Consider the following 18,558-nt stretch of genomic DNA (forward strand, 5'->3'; position numbering starts at 1 on the left):
GATTTATTTCCTATATCGTCTTACTCGTATGTCTGCTTGTTCTTTGTGGCCAGCGAACCCTTCTGCAGCACATAAGCGTGAACAATACTCACCAACAACAACCGAAGCTTCTTCTGTTACTTGTTGGAAAGTACAAGTTTTTATGAATTTTCCTACCCATAGTCCACCAGTATAACGCGCTGCTTTACCTGTGGGTAGTGTATGGTTTGTGCCAATGCATTTATCACCATAAGAAACGTTAGTTTGTGGTCCTAAAAATAATGCCCCAAAGTTTTGCATGTTGTCTTTAAAGTACTCGATATTATTTGTCATGATTTGCACATGCTCGAATGCAAGGTCGTTAGCCACTTCTATCATTTCTTCATAGGTGTCGCATACAATAACTTCACCATGATCTTTCCATGCTACACCCGCAATATCTGCAGTAGGTAAAATGGTAAGCTGTCTCTCTACTTCAGCCATAGTATCAACTGCTAATCGCTCAGAGTTAGTAAGTAAGATAGCAGGTGAGGTAGGGCCGTGCTCTGCTTGACCTAGTAAATCGGCAGCACACAGTTCGCCATCAACACTGTCATCAGCAATGACTAGAGTCTCGGTAGGGCCTGCAAATAAATCAATACCAACTCGGCCAAATAACTGGCGTTTAGCTTCGGCTACAAAGGCATTACCTGGGCCTACAATCATATCTACGGGGGCAATAGTTTGTGTACCAATTGCCATTGCGGCTACAGCTTGTACACCACCAAGGCAGTAAATTTCATCAGCACCAGCCATGTCCATTGCAACCACTATTTCTGGTGATGGCTTGCCATTAAAAGGTGGAGCCATAGCGATAACACGTTTAACACCGGCTACTTTAGCTGTTAATACACTCATATGGGCAGAGGCTAGTAGTGGATACTTTCCACCTGGTACGTAACAACCTACGCTGTCCATTGCTATATGTTTATGACCAAGCGTAACGCCAGGTAGCGTTTCTACTTCAACGTCTTTCATTGAGTCGCGTTGAATTTGAGCAAAATTACGGACTTGGCTTTGTGCCCATTTTATATCGTTGATTAATTGATCATCAAGCTGTGCGTAACATGCTTTAATTTCGTCAGCAGAAAGTTTGAAAGACTTCGGAGTCCACTTATCGAATTTTTCAGAATATTCACGAATTGCTGCATCACCTTCAGATTCAACGCGCGTTAAAATATTTTCTACAATATCTCTTACTGACTGATTTTGTTCTTTTTTTGAGTCAGCAGGCTGACCTTTTTTTAAATGCTTTATCATTGTTTATATCCTTAGTGATTAGTTTTTTTATACACTGTTGATGAGACGTACTGGTTAAATAATGTCTTGCATCTGGGGATACTCTAATTAATAATGACTTCGAATGCAATATAGATTTTAGGTGAACAAATGGGATTTGATAAAACTCTTTTACTTGGTAAAACCATTTTGATAACGGGTGCAGGTAAAGGGATTGGTAAATCATGCGTACAAAAGTGTGTAGATGCGGGTGCAAATATAATTGCTGTGGCGCGTACAAAACACGATTTGGAGCAGCTCAAGCAATATGCTCCTTCGCAAATAGAAATCTGGCCGCTTGATATAAACAGTGATGCTTTTTATGAGCGTTTACGCGGACTTTCTAAATTAGACGGTTTACTTAACAACGCAGGTATTAACCGTGTTGCGCCAATGCTTGAGCAAACCGATGAGAACATTGACGATGTTATTTCAATGAATATTCGCAGTGTTTATCGAATAAGCCAAGCGGCATTACCGGCCTTAATTAACTCTGGTGCCGGTGCTGTGGTTAATATGTCATCGCAAATGGGATTTGTAGGCTCGCCTAATCGCACTTTGTATTGCATGAGTAAACATGCAGTAGAGGGGTTAACAAAGGCGCTGGCAGTTGAGCTTGCAACGCAAAATGTACGTGTTAATACCGTTGCTCCTACGTTTGTTGAAACGCCAATGACTAAGCCCATGCTTGAAAATCCCGATTTCAAAAAATTTGTTTATGACATGATCCCAATGAAAAAAATTGCTCAAACGGATGATGTCGCAAATGCTTGTGTATTTTTACTGAGTGAACTGTCAGCAATGATCACAGGAACAAGTATAAAAATTGATGGCGGCTGGACCGCTCAGTAATTAATTTAGGAGAGAATAATGAGTTTATTTGCAGATCGCTTAGTACGATACGATGATTTAATTCCGTGTAAGAACGCCTTTATTGATACGCGATCGCCCGGTAGTGATCAAAAAGAAAATTTTACTATTATAGGTCCAGGTGTTGCAGAGAACCCTAATCAGCACGTGCATATTTCCATACCTCATGGGTTTAATATTGGTGGTGCTCGTCAACCTGCTGGGTGCTTAAACTCGCAGCATAGCCACTTAACAGAAGAAATATTTGTTGTACACAGTGGAACATGGGCATTTTATACCGGTGTAGATGGTAAAGATGCTAAGGTAATTTTAAATGAAGGCGATATTATTTCGATTCCTTTAGATATTTTTAGAGGATTTGAAAACGTAGGTGATGGTATAGGTTACTTGTATGCAGTACTTGGCAGTGACGATCCTGGCAGAGTGCTTTGGGCTCCACAAGTATTTGATATGGCAAAAGAGTTCGGTCTTATTTTGTTAGAAAATGGCAGCTTAGTAGACACAACGCTCAATGAGAAAATCCCAGATGGGGTAAAACCAATGGCTGTTACAAGTAGTGATCAAATAGCGCAGCACCGAGTAATAACAGACGAAGAGCTTGCGCAAACAGTGGTCAAGGCACGAGATTTTAATTGGAACAAGCACTCTTACTTAAGCCAATCCGAAGGTGTTTACGAAGCACCGTTAGTTGGTAATTTAAATGCTGATACGCTTATTCAAACGCAATTAAATTGGGCGCATGGATTTAATATATCAGCGTTAAAACTACAGCCAAATGCAAAAATAGCAAAACACATTCGTTTTGAAGAAGAGGTTATTTTTGTTCATCAAGGTAGTTTAACCATTGATTTAGGTGATGAAGTACTAACGCTTACTCAAGGTGATACATTTTCAGTCCCTATTGAACATAGCCGAGCTTTTAGTAATCAAGCGCAAGGTAATTGCATTGTATATGTAACTCGCCGAAATGACTCACCAAAAAACCCGGAGTTTATTTAACTATTTACTCTTTAAATAAATAGTCAGTTATAGTTCAAACTTACGTTAACAAGCTAGCACTAAAGCTGGATTAAATGTTAGCCAAAGTTTGAGCTAATTATTATGTGCTTTATATTTTTAATTCGTAGATTCATTTAAAGAATATTGTTACTCAATTAATGTTAATAGAGCCCGTTATGTTTTTAACAAAATAATATTTTAAAACGTTAACTCATTCTTTTAAGAACTTTATCGCCAACTTTACAAAAATGGTAGTAATCAGGAAGCTCTTGAAATTTAGCATGTATAAAAGCTGATTCAGAAGAGCATCGATCAGCTTGTTGCACAATATGCTCAATTGCATATCTCGCTTTATAGCCAGATGGCTTGGCAGCTAATAAACTGCTTAATAACTCCAGCAATTGCCTATTCCGACTGCCTAGCTTCGCTAAAGGTTCAGCTAAGATAGCAAAGTTATAACCTTCGTGTGGTCCTGGTATATAGCGATCGTTGGCTTGATGTAGCATGACAAATATTTTACCAATATCATGAAATAAGCCAGCTACTAATGCAGCTTGGCATTCAATGCTGGAATGATTTAAGTGCTTGGCGTTATTAAATGCAATTTCAGCTACCTCTATACTGTGCTCAAACAACCCATGAGTATAAGAATGATGGTGGTTTAGGCTAGCCGGTGCTTGTATGAATTTTTGTAGAGTGCTTTGTTTAGTTAAAATAAAATCAATAAAAGGCTGCAACTCACTGCATGTGACGAAGCTAAGTAGCTTAAAAAATCGTGCTATTAAATGCTCATTTGTATTATTTATCATCGAAGTTAAATTAAGGTACTGCTGTTCGTTACATTGAGAAAGTATAGGCTCTATATCACAAACAACATGATTACCCATTATATCGTGAGTTAACTGAAATTGAGCTAAGCCAGACACTATTTGGCATTTTCTAGCAATATCAGCAGATGTAATAGCGTAAATTACTTGCTTACTTATCAATAGCTCACAATTGGCTGTTGGCAAAGTACCATTAATATGTAAATTTTTTAACCAACCATAGATATAGTTATTCATAAGTAGCCTCTTCTTCAATGTTGGCATTTAGAAGTAGGCGATCAAAAGCACTACCATCTTGTCGAGTATTGTTTGGAACATAACGGCTATAAACTTCAAATAGCATTTTAGTCGTGCTGTGACCCATTTGTTTAGCTATCCATTCAGGATTTTCACCAGCAGAAAGCCATAAAGTTGCGCATGTATGTCTCGTTTGATAAGGGCGTCTCCTCTTTAAAGAGAGCTCTTCTAGCGTTGGATACCATACCCTTTTAGTTATATTTCGATGGTCAAGAGGGTTACCTTTTTTATTACAAAAAACATAAGTGTTCTTACCAGTTATTTTGAATTGTGTTTTTAATGCATCAACAACAACTCTAGACAGCTGGATATTTCTATATGATGTGGCTGTTTTAGGTGTCTCAACATTGCCATCAACTAAGGTTTCATGAATAGTAATTTCATTTCGATCAAAGTTAACGTATTCCCACTTGAGGCCATCAATCTCTGCTGTTCGTATCGCAGTAAAAAAGCGAACGGTATAATAATTACGAAAATCACTTCTTACATACTTAAGAAATTGCTGAACTTCCTTGAGTGAAAAAGGTTCTATCTTGGTTTTAACTACTTTTAGTGGTTTTATATTGTTAAAAGGAGTTTGAAAATCATAACGTAATGACGCTTCTTTAAGTATGCCTCTAAGAGGTGTCATAACATGATTGATCCAATCATTACTTAATTGTTTTTTACTACTACGCTTAGGCTCTAATATGCCCGCGCGATATTTAATAATATGAGCACGGCTTATTTCATCAAGATTAAACTTGCCAAATTCAGGAATTAAATAACGCTCAAAGATCATAGATACATTTTTAAAATGACTAATTTTCCAATGAATTTTACTTTCTTCTAGCCACTCATAAGCAAATACCTCGAAGTTAGGTACATTCTGTAAAATAACATCAGCTTTATTCGTTTCATTGGCTTTTATAGCTTCTATCTGGTCATCAAACAGTTTAAAAGCCTTAGAGCGGTTACTATTCGGAAACATATCTCGGTAAACAAAACGATCGAGCATAATTTGAATTTCAATATTCTCTAGAACTTTCTCAAGTTTGATACGATTAGCTTTTGTATCCTTGAGTAAGGTCTGCTCACGACATCGTATATTTTGATAATAAAAATCAAAAAACAACTTATCGTTTCGGCTTCTTACACTAGCCATAACATACACCTCCACTTGCGAGAGGAATGACAAATTCGCGTTCAACTTTAGACGTGGTGTTGTACATTTCTTCCATTACACTTTCTAAAAGGTAAAGTATTTTTCTTGATCCAAAAGGTCTAATGTAATGCTCACCCTCAAAAAAAACATTGTCTTTCAACTTACGGTTAATGTAATCTGGGCTGAACTTAATAAAGCTTGAAAGTTCTTTAGCAGAAAGCAAAGTAAATTCATTTTTAATCATAAAGTATCCTCACAAGAAACTAAATTGATTAAATCACACGTAAAGTATCCTGTAAAGAAACTTTTTAAATAATTGGTTGTATTAAAATGATTGTTTATAACTTAAAGGAATTAATCGCAGCTAAGTCATTGAAAGAGGGACGTAAAATTACGTTAGATGAAGTTGCAAATGCCGCAGGAGTAAATAAAGCCGCTATGTCAAAAATGGCTAATAACAATAATTACTCAACAACTACGCGTACTTTGGATGCATTATGTGCTTACTTCGGCTGTAAAATAGAAGAGATAATTACGTATAAAGAGTTATGAGATCAAAATAAATTCATTGTTATATCAGTCTATATATCAGATAGAATATCTTGATAAATATCAGGCTTGTTCATTGCCTCAATATTGTAGTGGGGTGGATGCCGATTGCAGTCTTTAACCTTATCGTGCTGTAAGGTGATGGCGTGCAAGTGCAGTATTGTGATAATGCACTAGTTCCCTTGTTAAACTCCTACATTTTGCTTAATAATTTGGTAATACTGCCCATATTTGTAACAGTTTACTGCGCCATATTGCCTCATAATTCGTGTAGGCAATGGCGACGTTTCAGCTCATAGATGCGGGTTAATCGGTTCATGTTCTTCATCCGTCCACTATTCAGTCTTGAGGAGCATCTTGGCTTAACGAATTCGCCTCACTCCCCGTTGCCAGCGAGTTACATCACCGAATTAGCATACAATAAGTCACTGTCGCTCAGACTCAGCCACCTGCACAACCAGACAGCGCCATAAACAAGCTAGCTCTTGCCATTCATTTATGAACTTCAAATAGACTCGTGGTTCATTTAAGCACTCCATGCTAATGCTGAACTCCGAGTACACTATACATAACATCACCGCACCACAAGGTATCTGACGCTCAACAACATCAAACTGCCTATCAAGCAGGTTTGGGATTTCAAGGTGGTTATTACCGCCGCGTTTATATGAATGTTGAGGTACTTGGCAGCTTTCAAGCTTTAATTTAATCATTAGCTTAGCAGCATGATAACGACTCAATTCAAACTATTACTCGTTGCTATCGTAGCGATTGTTCTCGCACCTGATGAGGCCCCGCTCATTGTATGTATTGCTTTGACTTCAGCCTATAACCTTAGTCCATTACAAGTTGACCTGTTTCTAACCTGATTGCAGCGGAGTACGTTACACGGTTTAATTTCGTCATCCCCCCCCCAAAAAACTTGTATGCAAATAGCATAACATTTCTTTCTTAATGGGTACCAAAATCACTGCACCACCACAATATGGGGTTAAGCTGCTATAGCAATTGTCGTTTAATCTTCAAAACTAAACCTAGATAAGAACATATTTCCCCAAGTTGAAGTTATATCAGTTAATGCCATTTAGTTACAATTTTCAATGCACTTAACTTCTGCAGAAATATTTAACTTTAAAATATATACAGCGAAGTGATTTTTCAGGAATGATTATAGTTAAACCGATAAGTTAAGAAGCGAAAGTTTTGATACTAATATGTAACCAGTTGGCAGTGCATAATCTCAAAAGGTGTATAAGTTTAACATTCACCTGATACTGATAACCAATTTGCAACTAAATTAATCAACAGGGGTCATAATAATGAAAAGAAATATTTACATAAATACATTATTAGCAGGGACATTCGGTTTATTGCCGTTATCTGAAGCAATTAGCCAAGAGTTATCTGCAGATAAAAATAAAGGTGTAGAGGTAATTCAAGTCACAGGTATTCGCCAGAGCATCATCACTGCGAATGAGAAAAAGCGTTCTTCAGAAAATATTGTCGATGGTATTTCTGCTGAAGATTTAGGGGTTTTCCCTGATGCGAATGTGGCGGAGTCACTGCAACGTATTACCGGAGTTTCAATTGACCGCTCTGGTGGTGAGGGTCGTTTTATTACTGTTCGAGGACTTGGGCCTGAGTTTAATACGGTATTGGCAAATGGACGTATTTTGGCTACCGAAAATGCTGGACGTGAATTTAGTCTCGATGTCTTACCTGCAGATTTAATTAATGGGGCAACCGTTTATAAAAGCTATAGTTCTAACCTAACCGAAGGGGCGATTGGTGGAACCGTTGATATTACTACTTGGAGACCATTTGATATCAATGAGACAAAGGTAAGTGCTTCTATCGCCGGTACGTATGATACTAATGCTGAATCTTACGATATGAAAGGCTCGGCCCTGTTTAGTACGCTTTTTAATGATGACATGGGTTTTCTGGCATCGCTTTCTTACAATCAACGTACAGTAAGAATTGATAGCGTTTTCTCTGATGGTTATGTTCCATATAGCTTTGATGAAACACAAACCTTAAATGGCGAACCGGCAAATGATGTTTTAACCTTAGCGAGCCAAAGATATCAAGTTTTTGAGCAAGACCGTGAGCGCATTGGCGGTACATTGGTGTATCAATGGAAGCCAAATGATGATCAGGTTTTGACGATCGATGGTTTATTTTCGATATTTAACGTTGAAGATAGTAGTTCTGAAGTCGCATTTCCATTCAGTGTAGGTCGCGAAAATGGTTTTAGTAATGTTGTAGTTAATAATAGCGGCATGGTTCAATCTGCAACTAAAGATGGTTTTGTTGATGTTATTAGAGCGTCTTCTCCTCGAGATACTACTACCTACCAAGTAGGGCTAAATCATGAGTGGCAAATTTCAAATAACTTGAAAGCGATTACTGATATTGCCTACTCTGAAGCGAAAGGAGATGGATATGGTAAAAGCCGCTTCTATGTCACGCGAGCATTCAGTGAAATGGCATACTCACTAGGAAGCGACTTTCCTCTAATTAATACCAAAGAGGATCTGACTGAACCGAATATTTGGTCTTCTCATGTGGTCAGCAATGCAGGTAATGACACGCAAGATAATGTGCTAGAAGCCAAGCTTGATTTCGAATATATAGTTGATGAAATGGGCTATTTGCAGAACATTGATTTCGGTTTCTATTATTCAGAACGCGAAAAAGATCAAATAGCCTCTAGACGTGGTGTATGCGGTCGATGCTTTAATAATGCAAAAGTGACGATCACAGACCCATCAATTTTTAATGCATTTGAGCCAAACGATTTTTTAAGTGAAGTGACAGGTGACTTTGCTAGCAGTTGGATTAATTATGATTTTGATGAATTAGTAGCTTATTACCAATCGGAAGAAGCACTAAGCCAGCTTTCAGCGGAAGATAGAGCGAGTATTGAGTCTTTATTGGCCGGGGGCGCATTTACAGCACAACGCGATGATGGTGCAACAACGAATGTTCAAGAAGATAACTTTGCTGCCTATGTTCAACTAGGGTTTGCTGGTGACAACTGGGATTTAAACTTGGGCGCACGATATATTCAAACCGATCTCACTTCAACCGGGCAATATGTTTACATTGAAAAATTAATAAATATTGTAAACCCTGATGGCAGCATTGAAAACAGAGATGCTGTTTTTAGTGACCCAGAAGTAAGATCATTTGAGAGTGATTATGATGAAATTCTTCCTAGTGCAAACTTTAAATGGGAGTTTATGGATGTCGAGGGATTAATTTTTAGAGCTAGCTATTCTGACACCATCACTCGACCAACTATTTCAAGCCTGTCAACCAGTGTTACCTATAATATTAATGTAGATGCGGAAAGAGTTAACGCTCAAAATCCAAATTTACAACCATTCAAATCTCAAAACTATGACGTTACTTTAGAGTGGTACATGGATGATTCAACGACGATTACCCTTGCTGGATTTCAAAAAAAACTATCTTCATTCCTCACAATTACAACAGAACCAGTCATGATTGAGGGTGTTCAATTTGGTGATACTCGCCCAAGAAATGGTGGCGAGGGGGAGATCACTGGGATTGAAGTTGCTTACCAACAATTATTTGACCAATTACCTGAACCGTTTAATGGATTAGGGATTCAAGCTAACTACACCAACATAGATAGTACCGCTGATTACAGTGAGTTGGGTGGCGTTGAGGACTTAACATTGGAAGGGTTGTCTGAGCATAACGCTAACCTGATTTTATTTTATGAAAGAGACGCAATAAAAGTAAGACTTGCCTATAACTATCGTTCTGATTATTTAAGTGAGGCGAGCACGTGGCTAGGGGGTCCAAAACATGTTGATGACTTCGGGCAGCTTGATTTTAGAGCGAGTTATGATTTTGCAGACACCATGCAGGTTTACTTTGAAGGAGTAAATATTACGAACGAAACATTAAGCCAATATTACAACCAGGATGAAAGTCAGAAGGTTGGTTATGAAGATTTTGGTTCTCGTTACGCGTTAGGTATACGGGCTCAGTTTTAATCATCACATGAGTAACTCTGCTTCGCTGGAGTTGCTCAAATAGGTAATAGAAATGTATTTATTTAAACGATATTTAGCTGTAATTTTTATTTGTACTGGTTTAATCGCGTGTACAAAAGAGAGTGACTCTTCGCTACAAAAAGAAACGGTGAATGTACAGGATAAAAAGCCGAACATCTTATGGATATATGTTGAAGACATCTCACCTGACTTTGCGCACGATGGTAATGATTTAGTAACCACTCCAACGATAGATGAGTTAGCAAGAGTCGGTGTAAAGTTTAACAATGCCATTGCGCCTGCGCCAGTTTGTTCTGCAATGAGATCAGCTATGATGACGGGGCAAATGCAAACAAATTTAGGTATTCATAACCATCACAGTTCGCGTACTCCAGAATCAACAATTTTACTCCCAGATAATATAAAAACTGTTCCTGAAATTATGAAGCAAAATGGTTATTTTACTTTTAATAGTGGTAAGGATGATTATAACTTCAGCTATGACCGTTTTGATTTATACAGCGGTGATTATAAGGTGCATCCACTCTACGGTAAGTCGGGTGTAGAAATTGATTGGAACGATAGAGCCAACCCAGAGCAACCATTCTTTGGACAAATCCAATTAAAAGGTGGAAAGCATATTTTCAGTAGAAAGTTTTCTGAAAAAGTGAAGTATCCCATCGATAGAAGTAAAATTAAGTTGCCTCCTTATTACCCAAATGATCCCACTGTTATTGAAGAATGGGCTAGGTATTTAGAGTCTCTGCAGATCACAGATAGAGAGGTTGCAAGTGTTTTTTCTCGTTTAGAAAAAGATGGAGAATTAGAAAATACGGTCATATTTTTCTTTGCTGATCATGGTACTCGTTTTTTAAGACACAAACAGTTTTTATACGATGGTGGGCTTAAAGTACCTTTCATTGCTTATTGGAAAGGGCATGATGATAAGTTAAAGCCGCAAGTAAGAGACGAGCAAGTAAGTATGCTTGATATAAGCGCAACAACGCTAAGCCTTGCCGGTATCGATATACCTGAATACTTTGAAGGTGAAAACTTATTTTCTGATAATTACCAGGGTCATAAATATGTTATTTCGGCTCGTGATAGATGTGATTTTACGATTGATAGAATTAGATCGGTTCGTTCAGAGCGCTTTAAATACATCCGAAACTTTTATCCTGAACGCTCAGGTATGCAACCTAGTTATAGAGATTACTGGGATCTAACCAAAGTATCTCGCAAGCTTTATGAAGATGGCAAGTTGAATGAGGTTCAAGCAAAGCACTTTTCTCCTACAAGGCCAAAAGAAGAACTTTACGATCTTGAAAACGACCCTCACGAAATCTTTAATTTAGCTGATGACAATAACTTTAAGTCGACGTTATTAGAGCACAGAAAGGTATTAGATGACTGGATACGTGATAGCAACGATCAAGGACAGTACCCTGAAAATGAAGAAGCGTTAAAGCTAATGTTAGGCATTTGGGGAGACACAGCGATTAACCCTGAATACGACAAACTCAGAATTAAATATCCAAATTTATCTGGTTCTCAATTCCCGCTTAAAAATGAAAAGTTTAAGCTTGTTTCTGATCAGTAGTTTTGGTTTACGCTTGGACTGAGAGCTCCAAGCGTATGTCCTTCAACATTATTTTATTAGGTTAATAATGACAGAGTTATTTGATCCAGTAGAACATCCTCACCGCCGCTTTAACCCTTTATTAGGGGAGTCGGTGTTGGTATCTCCACATCGTGCTAAACGCCCTTGGCAAGGCCAAGAGGAAGGTGTCGATAATGAAATAAAGCCAATATATGACAATAATTGTTTTTTATGTAAAGGCAACACTCGCATTAATGGAGAGGTAAACCCAGCTTATGAAGGGACATTTGTATTTACTAATGACTTTGCTGCACTGCGTGAAAATGTGCCGCAGGTTAAGCATGTAGATCCGTTATTTTCAATGCAGAGCGAACGCGGAACAGCGCGAGTAATTTGTTTTTCCCCAGATCATTCAAAAACACTCCCAGAGTTATCAATTAATGAAATAGCCAACGTAGTGGATACTTGGCAACAGCAATGTGCTGAGTTATCGCAGACGTATCGTTGGATACAAGTATTTGAAAATAAAGGAGCTGTGATGGGGTGTTCAAACCCGCATCCCCATGGGCAAATTTGGGCGCAAGACCATCTTCCTAGTTTAGTTGAGCGTAAGAATATAAATTTAAAAAATTATTATCAGCAACATGGAAGTAATCTATTACTTGATTATGCCAAGCGAGAGTTTGAATTAGATGAGCGTGTAGTATGCGTTAATGATGATTGGTTAGTAGTTGTACCATATTGGGCTGCTTGGCCGTTTGAAACATTGCTTTTGCCTCGCTTCGAACTTACGCGTATGACTGATGTCAGTGCAGAACAAAAAATAAGCTTAGCCAGCATTCTCAAACAGATAACCACTCGCTATGACAATTTATTCCAATGTCCGTTTCCTTACTCAATGGGATGGCATGGTGCGCAATACGATGACGAAGAACACTCATATTGGCAATTACATGCCCAATTTTTTCCTCCTCTATTGCGCTCTGCAACGGTTAAAAAATTTATGGTTGGCTATGAAATGTTGTCTGAAGCACAGCGCGACATTACGCCAGAGCAAGCAGCAGATATTCTTAAGCAGCAATCACTAACACATTATAAAGGGGCTAAAAGATGAACTTTGAGCATAGTGTACGTAATGCATTTTCAACTCACTTTAGTCGTGACGCTGCATTTATTGTAAGAGCGCCTGGTCGCGTGAACTTGATAGGTGAACATACCGATTATAACGAGGGCTTTGTGCTGCCTTGTGCAATTGAGCACGCAACGTATATTGCAATAGCCCCACGCAAAGATAGTATTGTAAATGTACTGGCTGTTGATTGTGATAATGAAACTGACAGTTTTTTATTGACGAAGCCGCTTGAATTTAACCCGGATCAAAGTTGGAGTAACTATGTAAGGGGGGTGGTTGATGAATTACAAAAACGAAATCATCAATTAACTGGATGTGATATTTGCATTACTGGCAATGTACCACAAGGCGCTGGGCTCAGCTCATCAGCAGCGTTAGAAGTAGGTATTGCTTACGCCTTTAATCATTTATGTGAATTATCTATAGATCGCAAAGAAATAGCTAAGATTGGTCAAGCTGCGGAAAATAACTTCGTCGGTTGCAACTGCGGCATTATGGATCAGCTTATTTCGGCCTGCGGTCAGCAAAATCAAGCACTTGGTATTGACTGTCGCTCACTAGAGCTAATCGAAGTCACTATTGACCCTAAAATGACTATTATGATGGTTAACTCAAATGTTAAGCGTGGTTTAGTTGATAGTGAATATAACTTACGTCGCCAGCAGTGTGATGCAGGTGCTAAAGCGCTTGGTAAAACAAGTTTACGTGATGTCAGCATTAGGGAATTTGAGCAACAGAAATGTTCACTCGATCCACAAGTTGCAAAGCGTATTGAACACATAGTGTATGAAAACGCACGGACCTTAAACGCGATGCAGGCGTTTACGAATAACGATATTCAACAATTAAGTAAATTAATGGCAGAAAGCCACGCATCAATGCGCGATTTATTTGAGATCACAACATCTCAAATCGACAATTTAGTTGAAATTATCAATAACGTATTAGGTATTCAAGGAGGTGTACGTATGACTGGTGGCGGGTTTGGGGGCTGTGTAGTTGCATTTATGCCCAATGATATGGTGCAAGAAGTAATTGCAGCAATTAGCTCTGAGTATCAAGCTAAAACGGGCCTTAAAGAAAGCATCTATATCAGTTTACCTGCGTCGGGTGTGTGTGTACTTTGATAAAAAATAGCATTTTTAGGCATTATATTAAGCCATTATCGCCTATTTATGAGAAGTAGCTACACCGCACTTGAAAGATAACCATCTTTGAGGTTACAAAAATAAAAATTTAGCTTAATTAAAGTTATTTAAGGAAATAAAATGAACACACTGAGATTAATTATATTAATAATGTTGCTCAATTCGACATTACTCTATGCACAAACTAAGCAAACAAGTTTTGAGCTAGGTCCACTCGTGATTGACATAGAAAAAGACGAAAGTCCTTTTTCGATAGAAATAAAAAATATCACTAAAGAGACGGATGTTTATAGCTTTACTATGGTACTCACTGCAGATGAAGCCATAAGCCCACCTAAAACATCAATCAAATGGCAAACACCATCGATAGATATTGCTGGTATTTGGACTCCAGAGTTTAACAATGACTATATAATCCCAGCGGATTGGAGTAGTAAAAAATTATCTTCAATGCTGACGCAAAATGCACCTACTTACTCTTTATTTGGGCATGATGATATCAATCGTTATACCGTATCGGTAAGTGATGCTGTGAATCTTGTAAATTTATCAGCCAAAGTGCGCGAAGAGGATTCAATGATTTATCATCAACTTGATTTTTTTACTGAAAAGCACAAAGCAGTTAAAAACTATGAAGTTGAAGTTAGAATCGATATGCGTGAAACCCCTCTTTATACTTCGTTGCGTGATGTAGCTGATTGGTGGGCAAATATGGAGCAATATACGCCAATAGCCGTTCCTCAAAGTGCTTTAGAGCCAATGTATTCTACTTGGTATAGTTATCATCAAAATATCAAACATGATGAGTTACTCGCTGAAAGTAAGTTAGCGAAACAATTAGGCTATGGTGCAATTATTGTTGATGATGGTTGGCAGACCAATGATAACAATAGGGGTTATGCTTATACTGGTGACTGGGAGCCAGAAAGGTTAACCAATATTGAAAAATTTGTGTCGGATGTGCATGCTCTAGATATGAAATCATTACTTTGGTATTCAATCCCATTTGTTGGCGATAAGTCACAGGCGGCACAAAAATTTAAAGGTAAATACCTTAGCCATAGTGAGTCATTAGGGACTTATGTTTTGGACCCGAGATACCCTGAAGTTAGACAATATCTTATAAATCATTACATAAAGGCAGTAAAAGATTGGAAGTGGGATGGTTTAAAATTAGACTTTATTGATCAATTTAAAACATCAGACGATACAGACTTAACTATTGGGAATGGTAGAGATTACGCGTCTGTATATGAATCTGTAGATAAATTAATGTCTGATTTAGTTTTTGAGCTAAAGAAAATTAATCCTGAAGTAATGATTGAATTTAGACAGCGATACATTGGGCCAGCGATGCGAAAGTATGGAAACATGTTTCGTGCTACAGATATTCCAAATGGTGCAGTAACAAACAGAAAACGTATTGTCACACTAAGACTTTTAAGTGGTGATACCGCAGTGCATTCCGATATGTTGATGTGGCACCTTGATGAACCAGTAGAGTTAGCCGCTTTGCAATTATTAAATATTTTCTATTCTGTACCGCAGTTGTCAGTGCGATTAAATGATTTACCTACTAGTCATTTAGATATGGTTGAATTTTATACACGTTATTGGAATGCAAACAAACATGTTTTACTTAGCGAAAATTTTCAACCTCAAGGTATAACAAGTAACTACCCGCTAATTAGTAGTTATAAGGGCAATAAACAAATCATTACCCTATATGGCGATTCGGTTGCAGCCCAAACCAATAATATAAGTACCATAGATATCGTAAATGCTAAAAAAACGAATGAAGTGATTTTAAAACTTAGCAAAAATACATACAGAGCAGATGTAGAAGTATATACACCGACTGGTAAGCGAGTGGAAGTTTATAGTAAGGTCGTAAACGGAAACTTACTAATGTTGGATATTCCTGTATCGGGTTTAGCTAAAATAAAATTAATAAGTAAATAATACATTTACTGTTGTTAAAATGAATACTCAAATTATTTGAGTATTCATTTTATTATTTAACGAATTTAATTATTAAGAATAAAATTGATATAGTTGGTGTAAATACAGCCCTCGAAGCTAAATATTCAGGCGTTTCAACTTTTAATACTTTCCAGATTATGGTCAATAACCTATATGTATAAAAAAAATAAAGTATGGCAATCCAATTTTTATTTTGTGCTATTTACAGTCATAAGCTTTGTTTCATTTTTAACATATGGCGAGGCAACTACGCAACAGTGTGTATCGTGTCACCAAGAGCAGGTTAAAGACTGGCAAAAATCACATCACTTTCACTCAATGGGGTACGCTGACGAGGCAACCGTTTTAGGGAACTTTAATAATCAAACCTTATCGTATCTTGGTTATGCCGCTAATTTTTATAAAGAAAATGATAAATTAATGATTAGTATTCCAGATGATAAAGGGATAGGTAAACCTTATCAGGTATTATACTTTTTCGGTTATGAACCTTTACAACAATATATGTTTGATATGGGAAAGGGGAAAATCCAACTATTTCCTTTTGCGTGGGACTCGCGTGCAAAAGAAGATGGCGGGCAACGCTGGTTCGTATTGCATCCAGATGCCGACTCTAATAATTTGTTTCATTTTTCGCAGATGGGACAAAACTGGAACTATATGTGTGCAGATTGCCACTCAACAGATTTCAAAAAAAACTTTGATTTAAAAACTAAAAGTTATGATTCAACTTTCAGTGCAATTAATGTCAGCTGCAATGCGTGTCATGGGGATCCTAAAAAACACCTAATTTGGGCTAATAATATAGACGTAAATAATGTCAGCGGCACTGAAGACAACAAGGGCTTTTCTGAATTTATTGGTAAAAGCTCCCCCTTATTTCAACGCCAAAGTGATGGCAGTATGAAAAGCATGGCTTCTTTGCAACAATCAAAACAAGTAGCTATGTGTGGTACTTGCCATTCAAGGCGTTCATTTTATAAAGACCGAACCTCTCCCACAGAGTTTTTAAGCCAATTTCAGCCAAGCTTACTCACCCCTGAACTTTATTATGTAGATGGTCAGGTATGGGATGAAAATTATGTATGGGGGTCCTTCACACAAAGTAAGATGTTCGAACGAGGAGTTACTTGTACTAATTGTCATAACCCCCATACAGGTAAGCTTAAATTAAAAGCAAATCAAACATGTACCCAATGTCATGGAGCTGAATCTTTTGATACTCCCAAACATCATGGTCATAAAATAGGCTCTACAGGAAGTCAGTGTGTTGACTGTCATATGCCCACTACAACCTATATGCAAGTTGATGAGCGTCGAGATCATGGCTTTAGAGTGCCTAGGCCAGATTTAACACGTGAAACAGGGGTACGAAATGCATGTAATGACTGCCATAAAGATAAAACTGCAGAGTGGGCCGAGACGGCAATAAAAAAATGGCACCCTAATTCAAAATATGTAGGGAGTGATCATTTTGCACAGTCTTTCTATGCAGCCGATAATAATTTTCAAGATGCTACTACCAAGTTAAAAGCGATAGCTCAGGACAGTAAACTTCCCGATATAGTTCGCGCTTCTGCTATTACTCGTTTAGATAAAGTATCGAATAAAGAACATTTATTATTTGATCTAAAAAGTAAACTTGATGATGAGCCATTAAAAAGTTTGGCACTAATAACTGCCAGCAAAGATGTCACTATTTATCAAAAATGGCAATTGCTGCACAGCTTACTTGATGATAATCATTTACCTATACGTATAAATGCAGCCCGAAGCCTAGCTATTTTATTAACTGAACCCTATTTTAACAATATGAGTAAACGTGATATTGATCGTTTAATAAATGCTCTAGATGAGTATAAACAAGCACAAAAATATCAGGCGGATAGAGGTTTTTCCCATACAAATTTAGGTAGTTTGGCCTTAGATTTAGGGGACTTAAAAGCAGCTGAAAAGCATTTTTTGACCGCGATTGAGATAGAGCCTATTTATTCACCTGCATATACTAACTTAGCTGAACTATATCGCCAGCAAGGTGATGAAGTAAAAGTACAAAGTATTTTAGAAGATGCTATAGATAAAAACGATAAAGTTGCAGAACTATACTTTGCTCTATCAATGAGTTTAATTAGAACAACTAAAAAGGATTTGGCAAAGAGTGCGCTTAAAAAAGCCACAGAATACGCAAGTACAAATGCTCAATATCATTATACATATGCACTTTTATTACAAGATTTAGGTCAGTTAGCTCAAGCGATAACATCTTTTGAAATTGCTTTTAATATTACCCCAAACGACTCCAGTATAACTTATAGTCTTAGTAAGGCTTTAGCAGCACAAAAACAGTATGCCAGAGCGCTATATTACGCCAATCATTTAGCTCGATTAATCCCAAATAATCATGAAGTAGATCGATATATCAAACAATTGACACTAATGAAAAGTTTGAATCATTAATCACCTTTATAACAGTTAAAATCCCGACTTACTTATAAAGTAATATTACGTTGAATAAGATATCTTTTTTTACTTTGCCCTTTGTTTATAGCAGGGGTAAAGGTTCACAATATTTAGTGCAACGTTGAAACTACACTCCTATAAATTACCTACTTCATATCAAAAAATAGCTTTTATACATTAAAAATTGAACCGTAATACTGTTACACATAGTATTCAGAATAA

13 protein-coding genes and 1 pseudogene are annotated in these 18,558 nt (G+C 37.4%); 9 read left to right on the top strand and 5 right to left on the bottom strand.

Annotated features, from left to right (window positions below):
- Positions 1 to 3 precede the first annotated feature (3 nt).
- Positions 4 to 1,278, bottom strand: a complete 1,275-nt coding sequence (gene hisD / locus H5079_RS03340) for a histidinol dehydrogenase (RefSeq protein WP_182683428.1) — start codon at positions 1,276 to 1,278, stop codon at positions 4 to 6.
- A gap of 129 nt (positions 1,279 to 1,407) precedes the next feature.
- Between hisD and H5079_RS03345 the strand changes: the two genes are divergently transcribed.
- Positions 1,408 to 2,148 (top strand): SDR family NAD(P)-dependent oxidoreductase, encoded by a 741-nt coding sequence (locus tag H5079_RS03345; RefSeq protein WP_165725240.1) that lies wholly within the window; start codon positions 1,408 to 1,410, stop codon positions 2,146 to 2,148.
- Positions 2,149 to 2,166: 18 nt separating this feature from the next.
- Positions 2,167 to 3,165: a cupin domain-containing protein gene (locus tag H5079_RS03350; RefSeq protein ID WP_165725239.1), complete on the top strand. Its 999-nt coding sequence runs from the start codon at positions 2,167 to 2,169 to the stop codon at positions 3,163 to 3,165.
- 206 nt (positions 3,166 to 3,371) lie between these two features.
- On the opposite strand, the gene H5079_RS03355 is transcribed toward H5079_RS03350, so the two are convergent.
- The 3 genes from H5079_RS03355 to H5079_RS03365 are packed head-to-tail and all read right to left on the bottom strand — an operon-like array spanning position 3,372 to position 5,677.
- Positions 3,372 to 4,229 carry an HD domain-containing protein gene (locus H5079_RS03355; protein ID WP_165725238.1) on the bottom strand — a complete coding sequence of 286 codons (858 nt, stop codon included), beginning with the start codon at positions 4,227 to 4,229 and terminating at the stop codon, positions 3,372 to 3,374.
- Positions 4,222 to 5,433 carry an Arm DNA-binding domain-containing protein gene (locus H5079_RS03360; RefSeq protein WP_182683429.1) on the bottom strand — a complete coding sequence of 404 codons (1,212 nt, stop codon included), beginning with the start codon at positions 5,431 to 5,433 and terminating at the stop codon, positions 4,222 to 4,224. Before H5079_RS03360 ends, H5079_RS03355 begins: the two co-directional genes overlap by 8 nt.
- Positions 5,426 to 5,677 (bottom strand): hypothetical protein, encoded by a 252-nt coding sequence (locus H5079_RS03365; RefSeq protein WP_165725236.1) that lies wholly within the window; start codon positions 5,675 to 5,677, stop codon positions 5,426 to 5,428. The genes H5079_RS03360 and H5079_RS03365 overlap by 8 nt, the downstream gene beginning before the upstream one ends.
- A gap of 86 nt (positions 5,678 to 5,763) precedes the next feature.
- On the opposite strand from H5079_RS03365, the gene H5079_RS03370 reads away from it, so the two are divergent.
- Complete coding sequence (locus H5079_RS03370; RefSeq protein ID WP_182683430.1) at positions 5,764 to 5,985, top strand: helix-turn-helix transcriptional regulator; 222 nt, start codon at positions 5,764 to 5,766, stop codon at positions 5,983 to 5,985.
- A 561-nt stretch (positions 5,986 to 6,546) separates the two neighbouring features.
- On the opposite strand, the pseudogene H5079_RS18400 reads toward H5079_RS03370, so the two are convergent.
- A pseudogene (locus tag H5079_RS18400) lies at positions 6,547 to 6,805 on the bottom strand (IS3 family transposase); the annotation flags it as partial.
- 496 nt (positions 6,806 to 7,301) lie between these two features.
- Between H5079_RS18400 and H5079_RS03380 the strand changes: the two are divergent.
- The 6 genes from H5079_RS03380 (at position 7,302) to H5079_RS03405 (ending at position 18,333) form a co-directional block, all read left to right on the top strand.
- Complete coding sequence (locus H5079_RS03380; RefSeq protein WP_182683432.1) at positions 7,302 to 10,013, top strand: TonB-dependent receptor; 2,712 nt, start codon at positions 7,302 to 7,304, stop codon at positions 10,011 to 10,013.
- Between the two features lie 52 nt (positions 10,014 to 10,065).
- Positions 10,066 to 11,613, top strand: coding sequence for a sulfatase (locus H5079_RS03385; RefSeq protein WP_182683433.1), 1,548 nt, complete (start codon positions 10,066 to 10,068; stop codon positions 11,611 to 11,613).
- Between the two features lie 67 nt (positions 11,614 to 11,680).
- Complete coding sequence (locus tag H5079_RS03390) at positions 11,681 to 12,727, top strand: UDP-glucose--hexose-1-phosphate uridylyltransferase (protein WP_182683434.1); 1,047 nt, start codon at positions 11,681 to 11,683, stop codon at positions 12,725 to 12,727.
- Positions 12,724 to 13,872, top strand: coding sequence for a galactokinase (galK, locus tag H5079_RS03395; RefSeq protein WP_182683435.1), 1,149 nt, complete (start codon positions 12,724 to 12,726; stop codon positions 13,870 to 13,872). The genes H5079_RS03390 and galK overlap by 4 nt, the downstream gene beginning before the upstream one ends.
- A 141-nt stretch (positions 13,873 to 14,013) precedes the next feature.
- Entirely contained in the window at positions 14,014 to 15,855 is a 1,842-nt protein-coding gene (locus H5079_RS03400) for a glycoside hydrolase family 36 protein (protein WP_182683436.1), read from the top strand.
- 174 nt (positions 15,856 to 16,029) lie between these two features.
- Positions 16,030 to 18,333, top strand: coding sequence for a tetratricopeptide repeat protein (locus H5079_RS03405; RefSeq protein WP_182683437.1), 2,304 nt, complete (start codon positions 16,030 to 16,032; stop codon positions 18,331 to 18,333).
- Positions 18,334 to 18,558: the final 225 nt, after the last annotated feature.

Source organism: Pseudoalteromonas sp. SG44-5 (genome assembly GCF_014164175.1).
Lineage (GTDB): Bacteria > Pseudomonadota > Gammaproteobacteria > Enterobacterales > Alteromonadaceae > Pseudoalteromonas > Pseudoalteromonas nigrifaciens.